A 15,639-nucleotide genomic window follows, 5' to 3' on the forward strand; every position below is an offset into this window, starting at 1 on the left:
AGGGGTAAATCCTTGCGGGCGTGAGGATCTTGGATCCCTGGTGGGCCGGTTAGCGCGGTTTTGGACAAGCTGCGGCCTTGGTGATCTTCGTCGCGCATCGCATTCATCACCGCCCCCAACGAGCTGCTAATCGCTAGGGCGCGGTGATCTGGAGTGGTAACGTCAGTTCGGACGCGACGGGCCTCTCGGCGCGCCAGTGCGTTCGTCCGGGCGGCGGCTCGGTGAGACGTAGACAAATACCGTCTCCGATTAATTGAATGCGATCGGTACCCGGGCAGCCGACATCGAACGATGAGTACTGATAGTCAGGGCAGAACGGCGCCAGCTAGTGCTGCCTGGTATTGACCAGGTCGCTGTGCTGGCGCCATTGGCGGGGGCTTACGCCGAACCATCGGCGGAACGCACGGGAAAAGGCACTCGTTTCCGAATAGCCCAGCAAGGGGGCTAGCTCCGAAATGGGCAGTTGCTGCTGGCGCATATAGTAGGTCGCCAGCTCCTGACGCTGCTTGTCCACCAGCGCAGAGAAAGTCAGCCCCTGCTCGCGCAAACGGCGCTGTAGCGACCAGCTGGTCATGCCGATCTGCTCGGCGATATCCTCCAACCCCGGTTCGCCCAGCACCAGGCGCTGGCGAATATGTGCGCGTGCATCATCGACGACGTCAGGCTCATCGCGGCCCGCCAGGCTGAGCTGGCGCAGGGAATCCTGCATGACCATCAACAGGATCGGATCGCTGTCCGGCATGGCTCGGTTCAGGCCGGCCTTGGGGATCAGCAGCGAGTTGTACGGTTGCTCGAAGTAGACCGGCGCATCGAAGACCTTGCTGTGCTCGTGCCAATCCGCAGGACGTGGGTGTTCGAAGTGCACCGCCCGTGGCGCCCATTGGCTGCCGAGCACGTGACGGATCAGGTTGCGCGCCATGCCCAGCGTCAGCTCTGCATCCTGTCGCCGCCAGAGGATGGCGCCGTGACGGACCTGATAGTCGAAGCGATAGCAGTCCCCCTCATCGACCAGGCGGATCAGGCTGTTGCGCTGGTGCAGTGGGAACGCGCGGGCGAAGTTGATCAGTGCCTGCTCGACGGTTGCCGAGCACAGCCCGATATAGCCTAGCAGCCCCAGAGCCTGTGGCTTGAACTGCTGGCCGTAGTACAGACCGAAGTTGTCGCAGCCCGATTGGCGCGCCGCCTCTTCCAGCACCTGGCAGTAGTTGGGCAGCGCCAGGCTCAGTGTTGGACGCTGCAGCAATTGCGCATCAATGCCCGACACTCCGAGCACCCGCTCGGGGTCTCCGCCTTGTTTCTCGATAAAGCCGCACAGGCCGCTGGCGGCTGCGGCCAGCACGCCGACATGCCTTTGCCCGCTGGTGACAAGCGCCAGGCCGGCTGGCGCATCTGTCTGCTCGAAAAAGGAACTCATCGAAGTCTCCACCAACCGTGATTTCGCGACCTGAAGGCAAGCCCCGTGCGCTTCGTGCAGGGCACCGGACAGCCGCGCAAGCGTGTCCAAAGAGCATCCCGCCCGAACGCACATCAAAACAGAGCGCTCGCCTGTCCCCTGCGACATTACGCCACGAAGTTGACTGTCAACGACAGCAGAGCTCCGTTTGGCGTCAAGTCGCGCTGATGAAACTGACTCATGATCAACGTGAGCCGTGTCGAGATTCGGCCAGTGCACCAATTATTACAAGAGTTCGTTCGGAGGATTCCCATGATCTATGCCCAACCCGGCACCGCAGGCGCCGTCGTATCGTTCAAGCCGCGCTACGGCAACTACATTGGTGGTGAATTCGTCCCGCCGGTCAAAGGCGAGTACTTCGTCAACACCTCGCCGGTAAATGGTGAAGTCATTGCCGAGTTCCCGCGTTCGGGCGCCGAAGACGTCGAGAAAGCGCTGGACGCCGCTCACGCTGCTGCCGATGCCTGGGGCAAGACCTCGGTGCAGGACCGCGCGCTGATTCTGCTGAAGATCGCCGATCGCATCGAAGCCAACCTGGAAAAGCTCGCTGTCGCTGAAACCTGGGACAACGGCAAGGCCGTCCGTGAAACCCTGAACGCCGACGTGCCGCTGGCTGCCGACCACTTCCGCTACTTCGCTGGCTGCATCCGCGCCCAGGAAGGCAGCGCCGCCGAGATCAACGAGCACACCGCGGCCTATCACTTCCATGAGCCGCTGGGTGTTGTCGGCCAGATCATCCCGTGGAACTTCCCGCTGCTGATGGCCGCCTGGAAACTGGCTCCGGCCCTGGCTGCCGGTAACTGCATCGTGCTCAAGCCGGCCGAGCAGACCCCGCTGTCGATCATGGTATTCATCGAAGTGGTCGGTGATCTGCTGCCGCCGGGCGTGCTGAACATCGTCCAGGGCTTCGGTCGCGAAGCCGGTCAGGCGCTGGCCACCAGCACCCGCATCGCCAAGATCGCTTTCACCGGCTCGACTCCAGTCGGCTCGCACATCATGCGTTGCGCCGCCGAGAACATCATCCCGAGCACCGTGGAGCTGGGTGGCAAGAGCCCGAACATCTTCTTCGAAGACATCATGAATGCCGAGCCTGCATTCATCGAGAAAGCCGCTGAAGGCCTAGTACTGGCCTTCTTCAACCAGGGTGAGGTCTGCACCTGCCCGTCGCGTGCGCTGATCCAGGAATCGATCTTCGAGCCCTTCATGGAAGTGGTGATCAAGAAGATCAAGGCGATCAAGCGTGGCAACCCGCTGGATACCGACACCATGGTCGGCGCTCAGGCGTCCGAGCAGCAGTTCGACAAGATCCTCTCCTACATGGAGATTGCTCAGCAGGAAGGTGCGCAGATCCTCACCGGCGGCGCCGCCGAGAAGCTCGAAGGCAGCTTATCGACCGGCTACTACGTGCAGCCAACGCTGATCAAAGGCCACAACAAGATGCGTGTGTTCCAGGAAGAGATCTTCGGACCCGTAGTCGGTGTTGCGACCTTCAAGGACGAGGCTGAAGCGCTGGCGATTGCCAACGACACCGAGTTCGGCCTGGGTGCCGGCGTCTGGACGCGCGACATCAACCGCGCCTACCGCATGGGTCGTGGCATTAAGGCCGGTCGCGTGTGGACCAACTGCTACCACCTGTACCCGGCGCACGCTGCGTTCGGTGGCTACAAGAAATCCGGCGTCGGCCGTGAAACCCACAAGATGATGCTCGACCACTATCAGCAGACCAAGAACCTGCTGATCAGCTACGACATCAACCCGCTGGGCTTCTTCTAACGCAGAACACCGGGGCTGGCTTGCGTGCGTTCAGCCCCGGCGCATCAAACTCCGTGATTCCTTCTCCAGCGGTAGCAAGCTGCCGCTGAGGATGGGTCTCTGGCGCCTGGTAAAAACAATAAAAGGGCAAAGCAATGGATCAGATCGGCAATTACGTCCTCTACGTCATCATGTTCTGCGCGGTCCTTGGGGCCTTCGCAGCCATTCGAGACAGCGAAAAAGGCCTCGGCCGCGAGTTCATGGAGGGTATCCATGCCACGGGGCACATCTTCGTCCCGGCGGCCGGGATCATGGCCTCCATCCCTTACCTGACGGTATTGATCGAGAGCGTGTTCGGGCCGTTCTTCGATGCGCTGAACGCCGACCCGGCGCTGGCAGCGACGATGATCATCGCCTCGGACATGGGCGGCTATCACCTGGCCGCCGCGCTCACTGAAAGCAAGGAAGCGCTGATCATGGCGCTGATCACCGGCTTCATGGGCGGCGCGACCATCGTCTTCTCGATCCCCATGGGTCTGGCCATGCTCGACAAGCGTGACCACAAGTACATGGCGCTGGGCATCATGTCGGGCATCCTCAGTATCCCAGTCGGTGTGCTGATCGCCAGCGTCGTACTGATGCTGAGCAATCCCGCAGTGCGCGAGGTGGTCGCCACCAACGGTGAGGCCACCTATCAGCTGGCAATGAGCCTTGGCGGCATCTTCGCCAACCTGTTGCCGATCATCGTCTTCGTGGTGGCGCTGGCGGCCGGTCTGCGCTTTCTGCCGGACCTGATGATCAAGGGCTTTATCGCCTTCGGACGCGGCCTTGATGCCATGATCAAACTGGTGCTGGTGTTCTCCATCGTCGAGTACTTCACGGGCTTCTTCACCGTGGTCTTCGGGGGCTGGGGCTTCCACCCGATCATCGCCGACGCCGAGGATCAGACCCGCGCGCTGGAGACGGCCGGTTATATCGGGATCATGCTGGCCGGTGCCTTTCCAATGGTCTACCTGCTGCGCAAGTACCTCGGTGGGCCGCTGGAAGCGCTCGGCGGCAGGGTCGGCCTGAGCGCCGTTGGCAGCGCCGGCATGCTGGCGACCATCGCCAATATCCTTGCGATGTTTCGTCTGGTGCGCTTCATGCCGCCGAAGGACAAGGTGATCAACATCGCCTTCGGCGTGTGCGCAGCCTTCCTGTTGGGCGATCACCTGTCGTTCACCGCCAACTTCCAGCCGACCATCATCCTGCCGGTGCTGATCGGCAAGATGCTCGCCGGCTTCACTGCCGTGGGGCTTGCCTACTGGCTGTCGGTACCCAAGGCGCTGCAACTGGAACAGCAGGATCGCGCCGCCGGCATCATCGATGCGGATGAATATCCGGGCTCATCGCTACACGACGGCTCTCTGCCGATCCCGAAAGCCGCCGCCCACGCCTGAACCCCGACGATCCCTAAAGCGGGCCACTGCTGCCGCAAGAGGCTTAACGCCCTCATCGGCAGCGTGCTCGCCGGGTCGCCGTTCACCCTGAAAACAGGAGCCCGACCATGGCAACCTATTCCCACAGTATCGGTGGCCAGACCTGGCGTTTCGACAGCTTGCGCGAGGTGCTGGCCAAGGCCAGTCCGCTGCGTTCTGGCGACTGCCTGGCGGGCGTCGCTGCAACCAGCGACGCCGAACGCGCGGCAGCGCAGATGACCCTCGCCGATGTGCCGCTCAAGCAGTTTCTGCTCGAAGCGGTGATTCCCTACGAACGCGACGAAGTCACTCGACTGATCATCGACAGCCATGATGCCAGCGCCTTCGCCCCGGTCAGCCACCTGACCGTAGGCGGCCTGCGCGACTGGCTGCTGGGCGATCATGCCGACGAGGCCAGCCTGCGCGCCCTGGCCCCCGGCTTGACGCCAGAGATGGCGGCGGCGGTGTCGAAGATCATGCGTGTCCAGGACTTGATATTGGTCGCGCAGAAAATTCGCGTGGTCACCCGCTTTCGCAACACCATGGGCCTGCGCGGCCACATGTCCACACGCTTGCAACCCAACCATCCCACCGATGATCCCGCAGGCATCGCCGCCAGCACGCTCGATGGCCTGCTCTACGGCAACGGTGATGCGATGATCGGCATCAACCCGGCCACCGACAGCATGAGCTCGATCTGCACCCTGTTGGAGATGCTCGATGCCGTCATCCAGCGCTACGAAATACCCACCCAGTCATGCGTGCTGACCCACGTTACGAGCTCCATCGCGGCCATTGAACGCGGCGCGCCGCTGGACTTGGTGTTCCAGTCCATCGCTGGCACCGAGGCGGCCAACGCCAGCTTCGGTATCAGCCTCAAGGTACTCCAGGAAGGTTACGAGGCCGGCCTGAGTCTCAAGCGCGGCACGCTCGGCAACAACCTGATGTATTTCGAGACGGGGCAGGGGAGCGCGCTGTCGGCAAACGCCCATCACGATGTCGACCAGCAGACCTGCGAGGCCCGCGCCTATGCGGTGGCCCGTCATTTCAATCCCTTCCTGGTCAACACCGTGGTCGGCTTCATCGGCCCGGAGTACCTCTACAACGGCAAGCAGATCATCCGCGCCGGTCTGGAGGACCACTTCTGCGGCAAACTGCTCGGCGTACCAATGGGCTGCGACATCTGCTACACCAACCACGCCGAAGCCGACCAGGACGACATGGACATGCTGCTGACGCTGCTCGGCGCTGCCGGCATCAACTTCATCATGGGCATCCCTGGGTCGGACGACGTGATGCTCAACTACCAGACCACCTCCTTCCACGACGCGCTCTACGCGCGCAAGGTGCTCGGTCTGCGCGCGGCACCGGAGTTCGAGCAATGGCTGGCGCACATGGGCATCCTCCAGCAGCGCGACGGCCAACTGCGCCTGGGTAACGAACTGCCATCCGCCTTCCGCCAGGCCCTGGCACAACTTTCCTGACTTCGCTCACTTATGCAGAGGTACGTATGACCGATAACGCCCCTGCCACAGAGAACCCGTGGCAACAGTTGCGCCAGCTGACCCCCGCGCGCATCGCGCTGGGCCGTGCCGGCACCAGCCTGCCGACCGGCGCCCAGCTCGATTTCCAGTTCGCCCATGCCCAGGCACGAGACGCTGTGCACCTGCCATTCGACCACGCAGCCCTGCGTGAAGAACTGCACGCCCGGGGGCATGGCACGCTGCTGCTGCACAGTGCTGCCAGTGATCGCCACACCTACCTGCAGCGTCCTGATCTGGGCCGGCGTTTGGACGAAGCGTCCGCTGCGCTGCTGGATGATCACGTCAAGCAACACGGGGGCGGCCATGACCTGGCCATCGTCATCGCCGATGGTTTGTCATCCCTTGCCGTCAGCCGCCACAGCCTGCCTTTTTTAATGCGTGTGCTCGAACAGGTGGCTGCCGAAGGCTGGTCGCTGGCGCCGATTACCCTCGTTGAGCAGGGCCGCGTGGCGGTGGCCGACGAAGTGGGCGAGCGGCTTGGGGCGAAGATGACGGTGATTCTGATCGGCGAACGGCCCGGGCTCAGCTCGCCGGATAGCCTCGGCCTGTACTTCACTTGGGCCCCACGCGTTGGCCTCAACGATGCCTACCGCAACTGCATCTCCAATGTCCGTCTGGAGGGTCTGAGCTACGGCATGGCCGCCTTCCGTCTGATGTACCTGATGCGCGAAGCCTGCCGGCGGCAATTGTCCGGTGTCGATCTCAAGGACGAAGCCCAGGTGCCTACGCTGGATAAACAAGGGCCCGGCAACTTCCTGCTGCCAGACCTGGCCTGAAAGAGGATGCACCAGTAGGTAGACAAAAAGGACGGAGCGGCGAAGGGCACCGTGAAACCCGGGTTCGCCTTTCGAGCCTCGGAGCCCCGCCGCGGTATAGGGCACCATTGACGAGTTCGTGTTGCTCGGGCGCACCAGTTTCGTGGCGCTCCAAGCATCGACAAGCCTCGGTTTCGCTCGATGTCCTCACCCCATCGAGACGTACCGTCCGGAACACGGGCTGCTCCATCCGTATGGAGCGTGATACCGATACGTTTACCTCGCAGCGCCCGTGAGCAGATCGCCCGTCTTGGAGTAATGTGGCCGTGCTAGGCTTGGGCTTGGCTGCGTTGCCTGCCAATACAAACAATTACGCACGGCCCGACTCGGCGCCTGGTTTGGAGTCCCGCATGATCGCGCGCCCACCATCTGAGCTTCCAAGCGACCTTTCAGCGTTTGTTGCTACGCACTTCTCTGGTCGAGGCTCCAATCCGGATCGGTTGATTGCTGAATCCTGGTACCGCAGCGTCTACGAGCACGGGCTCGATCCCGCTAAACCTGCCTCTCATGTTCAGCTTGAGCACCACGAGATCCGCCTGCATCAAGAGGAGCACCATGACTTTCTCGCGATTGCGAGCCAGGGCGTGGAAGGCCTCGCGCGGCGCCTGAACCCCGCGGGTTTTGCGGTGCTGCTCAGCGATCGGCGCGGTATCACGCTCGACGCGAGACTGCCAGGGCAGCACAGCCCCTATTCGGACTCGGGGCTGGTGATTGGCAGTTGCTGGGACGAGTCGCTTGTGGGGACCAATGGCATCGGTACCGGGCTGGCCGCCAGCCAGCCGCTGATCATCCACCGGGACGAGCATTTTCTCAGCAGCAACGCCCTGCTGAGTTGCTCGGTGGCACCGCTGTTCGATCCCCAGGGTGCATTGCTGGGCTGCCTCAATGCCTCGTGTCTCAACAGTGGCGGGCCGAAGCAGGCGCAGTACCTAACGCTGCAGTTGGTAAGCCTGTACGCGCGACTGATCGAGAACGCCAGTTTCCGTCAACGCTATGCCAGTTGCGCCATGCTGACCCTGGGCGGCGATTCGGGTGATTTGGGCAACGAGCGTTTGCTGGCAATTGATGGCGCGGGCTGCATCCTCGGTGCCAATCGGGCGTCCTTTCTAGCCGCCGCCCAGGGGATCCCTCTGCTGGGGGCAGCAGTCCAGGATGTCCTGTCCATATCACTGGACGAGCTAATCACCCTGACCCAGGGCGGCCATCGCAGTGCGTCCTTGCGCTTAGCCGGTGGAGCGGCACTGGAGGTCGCGCTGCGCATGCCGGCCACCGCCACGCGGCGCTCCAGAAATGAGCGCGGGCTGAGGGTGGTTCCGGCAGAGCCGACGCTCGATCACCTGGCAGGGGAGGACCCTGACCTGCAGCGCTCCGTCCAGAAGCTGCGCCGCGTGCTTGATCGCGACATCTCGCTGCTGCTGACCGGCGAGACGGGGACCGGCAAGGAAGCGTTTGCGCGGGCGATTCATCAGGCGAGCGTGCGTGCCAGCGGACCCTTCATCGCGCTCAATTGTGCCGCGATCCCCGAGTCGCTGATCGAGAGCGAGCTGTTCGGCTACCGTGCCGGCACCTTTACCGGCGCCAGCCGGCAAGGGATGAAGGGCAAGCTGGAGCAGGCCAATGGCGGGACGCTGTTCCTCGACGAGATCGGCGACATGCCGGCGCACTTGCAGACGCGGCTGCTGCGCGTGCTGGCCGAGCGGGAGCTGGTACCGCTGGGCGCTGCGACTCCAGTCGCCCTGAACGTACAGCTTGTGTGCGCAACGCACCGCGACCTGCCAGCGATGGTCGCTGCGGGGGAGTTTCGTGAGGACCTGTACTATCGGCTCAATGGCTTGACGGTGAGGCTACCCGCCTTGCGTGACCGTGCGGATCGTAGGAGCCTGATTCGTCGTGTCCTGGCACGTGAGGCCGGGGATGAGCATATCGAGCTGACCACCCACGCAATGGAACGCCTGGCCACTTATGGATGGCCTGGCAATGTGCGCCAACTGATCAACGTGCTGCGCTGTGCCGTCGCGCTCGCCGACGACGGGATGATCGGTCCTGACTGCCTGCCGCCGGAAGTCGTGTCGGTGCCCGTGGAACGGTCGTCATCGGCACAATCGCTGACGACGACCCGGGATGCAGCCGAGGCGGCCCATTTGCAAACGACACTTGAACAGCACGGTGGCAACGTCGCGTCTGCGGCTCGTTCCCTCGGCATCAACCGCGCCACCCTATATCGCAAGCTGCACCGTTACGACCTGGCGGCGCTGCGCAAATGATGTCTCGACTACGAGTCAGTGCTTTCGGTGGCCCGGAGCGCATGGCCGCCCGGTCCACCTAGGATCTGGCGCTGGTCGTCGCTCGACCAAAGAACAAGAACCCCGCCGGGGCGGGGTTCTGGATTACCGCAACTCACTCAGCTTTGTAGATACACCGCATGAGTATGGGTGTACTCATAAAGACCGTGCTTTCCGTCCGCACCGCCGATGCCGGACTTGCGCACCCCGGCGTGGTAGCCCTGCATCGCCTCGAAGTTCTCGCGATTGATGTAGGTCTCGCCGAAATCCAGGCCGGCGGCTGCCTTCATCGCGGTAGAGAGGTCGCGCGTGTAGATCGAGGAGGTCAGGCCGTACTCGCAGTCGTTGGCCATGGCGATGGCTTCGTCGAGATCGTCGATGATCTGGATTGGGAGCACCGGGCCGAAGATCTCCTGGCGCATGATTTCCATGTCATGTGAGCAATTGGCAAGGATGGTTGGCTGATAGTGGAAGCCCTGGCCGAGATCGGCCACGGCACCGCCCGTGATCAGATGAGCGCCTTGGTTCTGGGCGGTCCGTACCATCTGCTCGACCTTGCGCAGGCCGGCCTCGTTGATCAACGGGCCCATTTCCACATCCGCTTGGGCAATAGGGTCGCCATAGCGGGTTTCGGCCATGGCCCCGGCGATGCGTTCGATGAACTGATCGGCCACGCCGCGCTGAACATAGACGCGCTCTGCGCAGTTGCAGACCTGGCCTGTGTTAATAATTCGGGAGGCGCGAATAGCCGTCACGGCCAGTTCGAGATCGGCGTCGTTCATCACGATGGCCGGGGCCTTGCCGCCCAGCTCCAGGTTGAGCTTGGTGACGTTGGGCGCTGCTGCGGCCATGATCCGTGAGCCGGTGCCGACGCTGCCGGTAAAGCTGATCATGTCGATGCCGCTGCTGGTTGTCAGGGCGCTGCCCACGCCGGCGCCACTGCCGCAGACCACGTTGAACACGCCATTGGGCAGGTCGGTCTCGGCCACCAGCTTGGCGAATTCGAAGCAGTTGTTCGGCGTTTCCTCGCTGGGCTTGATGACGATGGTGTTGCCGGTGACCAGTGCGGGCGCCATCTTCCGGGCGATCAGGAAGAACGGGAAGTTCCACGGCAGAATGCCGGCGACCACGCCCAGCGGCTTGCGGAACAGGAAGATGTTCTCGCCAGGGCGGTCGCTGGTGATGATTTCCCCCTCGATACGTCTCGCCCACTCGGCCATGTAATCCATGTAATCGGCCGTGAAATTCACCTCCACCAGCGCCAGACTTTGGATCTTGCCTTGCTCTTCGGTGATGACGCGGGCAAGGCGTTCGGCGTTCTGCCGAATCTTGCTGGCGATGGTGCGCAGATAGCCTGCGCGCTCCTTGGCTGGCTTGTTCGCCCAGTCTTTCTGCGCCGTGCGGGCGGCCGCGATGGCGCGCTCGACGGTGGCCGAATCGGACTCCGGGACGCGTGAGAGCAGGGCGCCAGTGGCCGGGTTGCGCACGTCGACGAGGTTGTCGCAGGCGACAAAGCTGCCGTCGATATAGTTCTGATAGGTGATTGCGTCAGTCATGTCGATCTCCTGGTGCTCAGTTGCTGGCCGTTTCTTGGGTGGGCTGCGGCAGGTCGTCCGGGCCGTGTTCGAGACGGTCGTGGGCGCGCTTGATCAGGTACTGGTGGATCTGCTCCATCTGTTCGCGATCGAACGCCTCGGCGAAGGAGGGCATGCCATCGGGAACGCGCGCGCCATGGAGGATGCCGAGGAATTGCTTGTGCGTTTCCGGCGTCAGCATGCGCAGATCCGGCAGCACGCCGCCGCTGACCGCATGAATACCGTGGCACTGCGAGCAGTAACCGTCATACAGCTTGGCGCCGGCTTCGACCGTCGCAGCATCGGCCGTCAGCGGTGGCGGCTCGGGGGCGTCTTTGCGCGGTGCCGGCTCCTGCAGTTCAGCCGTGCCGCCGAGCTTGTAGGTCAGCACCTGTGCGTAGGGCTGCACGCCGGCACGCAGCGACAGGGCGCCGGCAAAGGTGGAGAACGCACCGCCCCAGCCCGCCATGAAGGTCACGTACTGCTCGCCGTCCACGCTGTAGGTGATGGGTGCGGCCATCACGCCGCTGGCGGCCGGCTGCTCCCAGAGCTTGTCGCCATCGTCGGCCGCGTAGGCGATGACCCGCCCGTCGGCACTGCCCTCGAACACCAGGTTGCCGGCGGTGGTCAGCGTCCCTCCATTGAAGATGGTGACGTAGGGCACCTCCCAAGCCTGCTCTTGCTTGACCGGGTCCCAGGCGATCAGCTTGCCGGACCAGGTGTCGGCGTACTTGCCAAGGCCTTCAGGATCCTCGGGCATCATCCCGGTCTTCAGACCCAGCTGGTACATGCTCTTGAACTTGTTGCGCGCAGGCGCATCAGGTACGTGCTCATACCAGGCGGACATGATGTGCGCGGGGATGTAGACCAGCCCGGTGTTCGGGTTATAGGACATCGGGTGCCAGTCATGCGCCCCCCAGAAGCCCGGCTGGACCAGCTTGGCCTTCTTCTCACCCTTCCAGTAGGCCGCGGCTTCATCATCGACGATGGGGCGACCGGTCTTCAGATCGACCCCCTTGGCCCAGTTGATCGGCACGATGTTTTCGGCCGAGAGCAGCTCGCCAGTGGCGCGATCGATGACGTAGAAGAAGCCGTTCTTTGGTGCCTGCATCAGCACCTTGCGCTGTTTGCCCTCGATTTCCAGATCAGCCAGGATCATGTGCTGGGTGGCGGTGTAATCCCAGGCATCGCCCGGCGTGGTCTGGTAGTGCCAGACGTATTCGCCGGTGTCGGCATTGACCGCGACGATGGAAGACAGGAACAGGTTGTCGCCCTTGCCCTCGCTGCGCCAGATCGGATCCCACAGCGAGCCGTTGCCGACACCGATGTAGAGCAGGTTCAGCTCCGGGTCGTAGGCGAAGGAGTCCCAGGCGGTACCGCCGCCGCCCTGCTCGACGAACGCGCGGCCATGCCAGGTCTTCTTGGCTATCTCCATGCCGTTGCCTTCGGCCGGCTTGTCCGGGTCGCCGGGTACGGTGAAGAAGCGCCAGGCCTGATCGCCGGTTTCGGCATCGTAGGCGGTGACGTAGCCGCGCACGCCGAACTCGGCGCCGCCGTTGCCGATCACCACCTTGCCGTTGACGACGCGTGGCGCACCCGTGATGGAGTAGCTGCGTTCCTTGTCGTAGCGGGTGTCGACCGACCAGACGCGCTCTCCGGTCTTGGCGTCGATGGCTTCGAGGCGACCGTCGAGCACGCCGACGTAAACTTTGCCTTTCCACACGGCGACGCCGCGGTTGATCGCATCGCAGCAGGCCTCGCCGGCGCGGGAACGGTCGGACTTGGGGTCGTATTTCCAGATTTCCTTGCCGGTGCGTGCATCCAGTGCATAGACGATGGAGAAGGGGCCGGTGGTGTACATCACGCCGTCGACCACGATGGGTGTGGCTTCCACGCCGCGATCGATGTCCAGCTTGTAGCTCCAGGCCAGACCGAGTTTGTCGACGTTTTCGTCGGTGATGTTCTTCAGTGGGCTGTAGCGCTGCTCGCCGTAGTCGCGACCGTGGCTCATCCAGTTGCCGGGTTCTGCGTCGGCATTGGCGATGCGCTGGCCGTCCACATCGGCGGCGTGCAGCGGAAGGGACAGTAGCGCGGCAAGGCTGGCGCCAAGCAGAGCGGTGGGCCGTCGGCCCGAACAGGGATCGAACTGATTCATCGAAGGCTCTCTCTTGTTATTGGCTATGGCCGCCCCGCAGGGCAGCTAAACCGGAGAGAGCAACCGCTGTGCCAGGCGTTCCAATTTGGCCGCAAAGCTAGCACTGGCGCTGGCTGACGCGATCCAGATCGTCCACGGTTGGTGCGGCCTGTCGCACCTTGACCGTTGCACGGCTGCGACAACTGTCGCGTCTTGGCGACAGCGGAAAGGCGCACCCAGGCCGCGCGATCACCATCTGTATGCGGAGCGGCGATTCAGAAGGCACTGCCGGAACAGCAGGACCGCGCGCTGAGGGCTGTTTCGGGGCATGAATGGTAAACGGTGAAGTCGTCGGGCTCGCTTGGCATGTGCGTTGCCTTGATGACCCTAAGGGAGGATTTCCCGCGTCCGGTCGTTTCTGTAGTTTGGAATACGTGTGCCGGAGCGCTGGGCTCCAAGGCTGCCCAATCGCGTCCTCTGGTGAGGCTCTTTTCAACAGAGGTCGGTGACAGCATCGTCACTCAATAACAACAAGGCTCAATCATGCATCGACTACTGCTCGCCGGATCGCTCTTGTTGGTATCCGGTTCACTGCTCGCCCAGACGAGCGAGCCGCTCACTCTCGATCCCTTGTGGGTGAGTTCGCCTCGAGCGGAATCCGACTGGTTTACCTTGCCGATGGCGGTGTCCGCCGTCGACGCGCAGGACCATCCGGGCGAGCAGTTGCTCAGCCTCGACAGCCTGCTGGGGCCCGTTCCGGGCGCGCTTTCGCAGAGCCGCTACAACCTGGCACAGGGCATGCGCCTGTCGATTCGCGGGTTCGGTTCCCGTTCCAGTTTTGGTGTGCGCGGCGTGCGGGTGTTGGTCGACGGGGTGCCCTTGACGATGCCTGACGGGCAGACCGAAATGGACGGCCTCGATACCTCGCTGGTCGAGCGCATCGAGGTGATTCGTGGTCCCTCGTCGACCATCTACGGCAATGCCGCCGGTGGCGTTCTGGCGATCCAGACGCGGCAGCCAGGGGACACGCCGCGCACTCAGGTCGAGGTGACGGGAGGCGAACTGGGCTATCGCCGGATGCGCGCGGAAACCAGTGGCAGCACCGGAGCATTGGGCGCATTGTTGGCGGTCAACGCAACGCAACTCGATGGCTACCGCAGCCACGGGACCGCCGAAACCAACCACCTCACCGGCAAGCTGCGCTGGCGGAGGGAGGGCGGCACGCTCGGTTTCACCCTGCATGCAATCGACAACCGGGCCGAAGACCCCGGTGGGCTGACCCTGGATCAGGTCCGGGCTGATCGTTCCCAGGCGCGGCCACAAAGCCTTCAGTTCAATTCAGACGAGACCATCCAGCAGCAACGCCTTTCGTTGGTTTGGGATGGTAAGGCTGCAGGCGACGATACTTACCAGTTGCGCAGTTATTATGGCCAGCGTGAGTTCAGCAACCGCCTCCCGCTGCGCTCCAATGGTCAGACAGCCTACGACCGCTGGTTCGCCGGGGTGGGTGCCCAGCGTACCTTTCACCGTGAGCTGGCGGGCTTGCCCCATCAGTTGACCTTTGGGGTGGATCTGGAGAGTCAGCGGGATGATCGCTCTCGCAACGACAACCTGCCTGGCGGCATCACGGGCGTCCTCACTCAGCGCCAGCGCGAAACGGCAGACAGCCGGGGTGTGTTTATCGAGGACCAGGTGAACCTGGGCGACGCCTGGCTGCTCACCGCAGGTCTGCGCTATGACAGCGTGCGGCTCGAGGCAAATGACCGCTATCTGAGCGACGGCGATGCCTCGGGCGAGCGCAACCTGGAAGACTGGAACTACAGCCTGGGCCTGAGCCGGCAACTGGACGCCCATCACGTGGCGTACGTGCGTTACGCGACCTCGTTCGAGACCCCTACGATCAATGAAATGGCCAATCCAACCGGGGGCGGCTTCAATCCATCGCTCGGAGCGGCGCAGTCGGTCAACCGCGAAATTGGCATTAAGGGTGAGCACCCCGGGTTGCGCTACGAAGCGGTGCTCTACAGTATGCGCATCGAAGACGAGTTGATCCCCGAAGTCGACGGACGCACCTTCTACACAAACGCGGGCCGCTCCAGCCGCGACGGTGTCGAGCTCAGCGGGGACTGGTTGCTGGGGCGCTTTTGGCGATTGACCGGAGCGTGGGCCTACAACCGCTATCGTTTCGAGCAATTCCAGGGCTATGACGGCAATCGCATTCCTGGGATACCGCAGCAGAGCCTGTTCGCTGAGGCCAGCTACGACCGCAGCGATTGGCATGCGCGGGTCAACGTCAATGCCTATGGCCGTCAGTACGCGGACAACGCCAACCTCGACCGTGTGCCCGGCTATGCAGTAGCCAACGCCCGCCTGGGCTGGCGGCTGCAGTGGGGCGGTCAGCAGTGGGAGCCCTATATTGGTATCGACAACCTGTTCGATCGTGACTACTACGACAACCTACGAATCAACGATAACTTCGGCCGCTACTACGAGCCTGCCCCCGGCCGCACGTTCTACGCCGGGGCGAAGCTGACTTTTGAATAACGACTGATATTTCAGCATGCCGACCTTCGCCGGCCTCGGGAGTTTGCGTACAGCAAGCAGTTCCGCCGTCTCGCCTGCACGACA

9 protein-coding genes are annotated in these 15,639 nt (G+C 63.1%); 6 read left to right on the top strand and 3 right to left on the bottom strand.

Going from position 1 to position 15,639, the window contains the following annotated elements:
• Nucleotides 1-325 precede the first annotated feature (325 nt).
• A complete protein-coding gene (gene qhpR, locus SM130_RS10025; protein WP_256045088.1) occupies nt 326-1,414 on the bottom strand; it encodes an AraC-like transcriptional regulator QhpR in 1,089 nt (362 codons plus the stop codon).
• A 291-nt stretch (nt 1,415-1,705) separates the two neighbouring features.
• Between qhpR and exaC the strand changes: the two genes are divergently transcribed.
• The 5 genes from exaC (at nt 1,706) to SM130_RS10050 (ending at nt 9,285) form a co-directional block, all read left to right on the top strand.
• Nucleotides 1,706-3,226: an acetaldehyde dehydrogenase ExaC gene (exaC, locus tag SM130_RS10030; RefSeq protein WP_256045087.1), complete on the top strand. Its 1,521-nt coding sequence runs from the start codon at nt 1,706-1,708 to the stop codon at nt 3,224-3,226.
• 134 nt (nt 3,227-3,360) lie between these two features.
• On the top strand, nt 3,361-4,644 hold the full coding sequence (eutH, locus tag SM130_RS10035; RefSeq protein ID WP_256045086.1) for an ethanolamine utilization protein EutH: 1,284 nt from the start codon (nt 3,361-3,363) through the stop codon (nt 4,642-4,644).
• A gap of 107 nt (nt 4,645-4,751) precedes the next feature.
• Nucleotides 4,752-6,146 (top strand): ethanolamine ammonia-lyase subunit EutB, encoded by a 1,395-nt coding sequence (locus SM130_RS10040; RefSeq protein WP_256045085.1) that lies wholly within the window; start codon nt 4,752-4,754, stop codon nt 6,144-6,146.
• Nucleotides 6,147-6,172: 26 nt separating this feature from the next.
• Nucleotides 6,173-6,982 (top strand): ethanolamine ammonia-lyase subunit EutC, encoded by an 810-nt coding sequence (gene eutC, locus SM130_RS10045; RefSeq protein ID WP_256045084.1) that lies wholly within the window; start codon nt 6,173-6,175, stop codon nt 6,980-6,982.
• 389 nt (nt 6,983-7,371) lie between these two features.
• Entirely contained in the window at nt 7,372-9,285 is a 1,914-nt protein-coding gene (locus SM130_RS10050; protein WP_256045083.1) for a sigma-54-dependent Fis family transcriptional regulator, read from the top strand.
• A gap of 137 nt (nt 9,286-9,422) precedes the next feature.
• Here SM130_RS10050 and aldA read toward each other — a convergent pair whose 3' ends face one another.
• Together aldA and SM130_RS10060 are read right to left on the bottom strand one after the other, a co-directional pair.
• Entirely contained in the window at nt 9,423-10,859 is a 1,437-nt protein-coding gene (aldA, locus tag SM130_RS10055) for an aldehyde dehydrogenase (RefSeq protein ID WP_256045082.1), read from the bottom strand.
• Between the two features lie 16 nt (nt 10,860-10,875).
• Entirely contained in the window at nt 10,876-13,032 is a 2,157-nt protein-coding gene (locus SM130_RS10060; protein WP_256045081.1) for a PQQ-dependent dehydrogenase, methanol/ethanol family, read from the bottom strand.
• A gap of 522 nt (nt 13,033-13,554) precedes the next feature.
• Here SM130_RS10060 and SM130_RS10065 point away from each other — a divergent pair.
• On the top strand, nt 13,555-15,555 hold the full coding sequence (locus SM130_RS10065; RefSeq protein ID WP_256045080.1) for a TonB-dependent receptor family protein: 2,001 nt from the start codon (nt 13,555-13,557) through the stop codon (nt 15,553-15,555).
• The last annotated feature ends 84 nt before the right edge of the window (nt 15,556-15,639 follow it).

Source organism: Stutzerimonas stutzeri (assembly GCF_038561965.1).
GTDB lineage: Bacteria > Pseudomonadota > Gammaproteobacteria > Pseudomonadales > Pseudomonadaceae > Stutzerimonas > Stutzerimonas stutzeri_AA.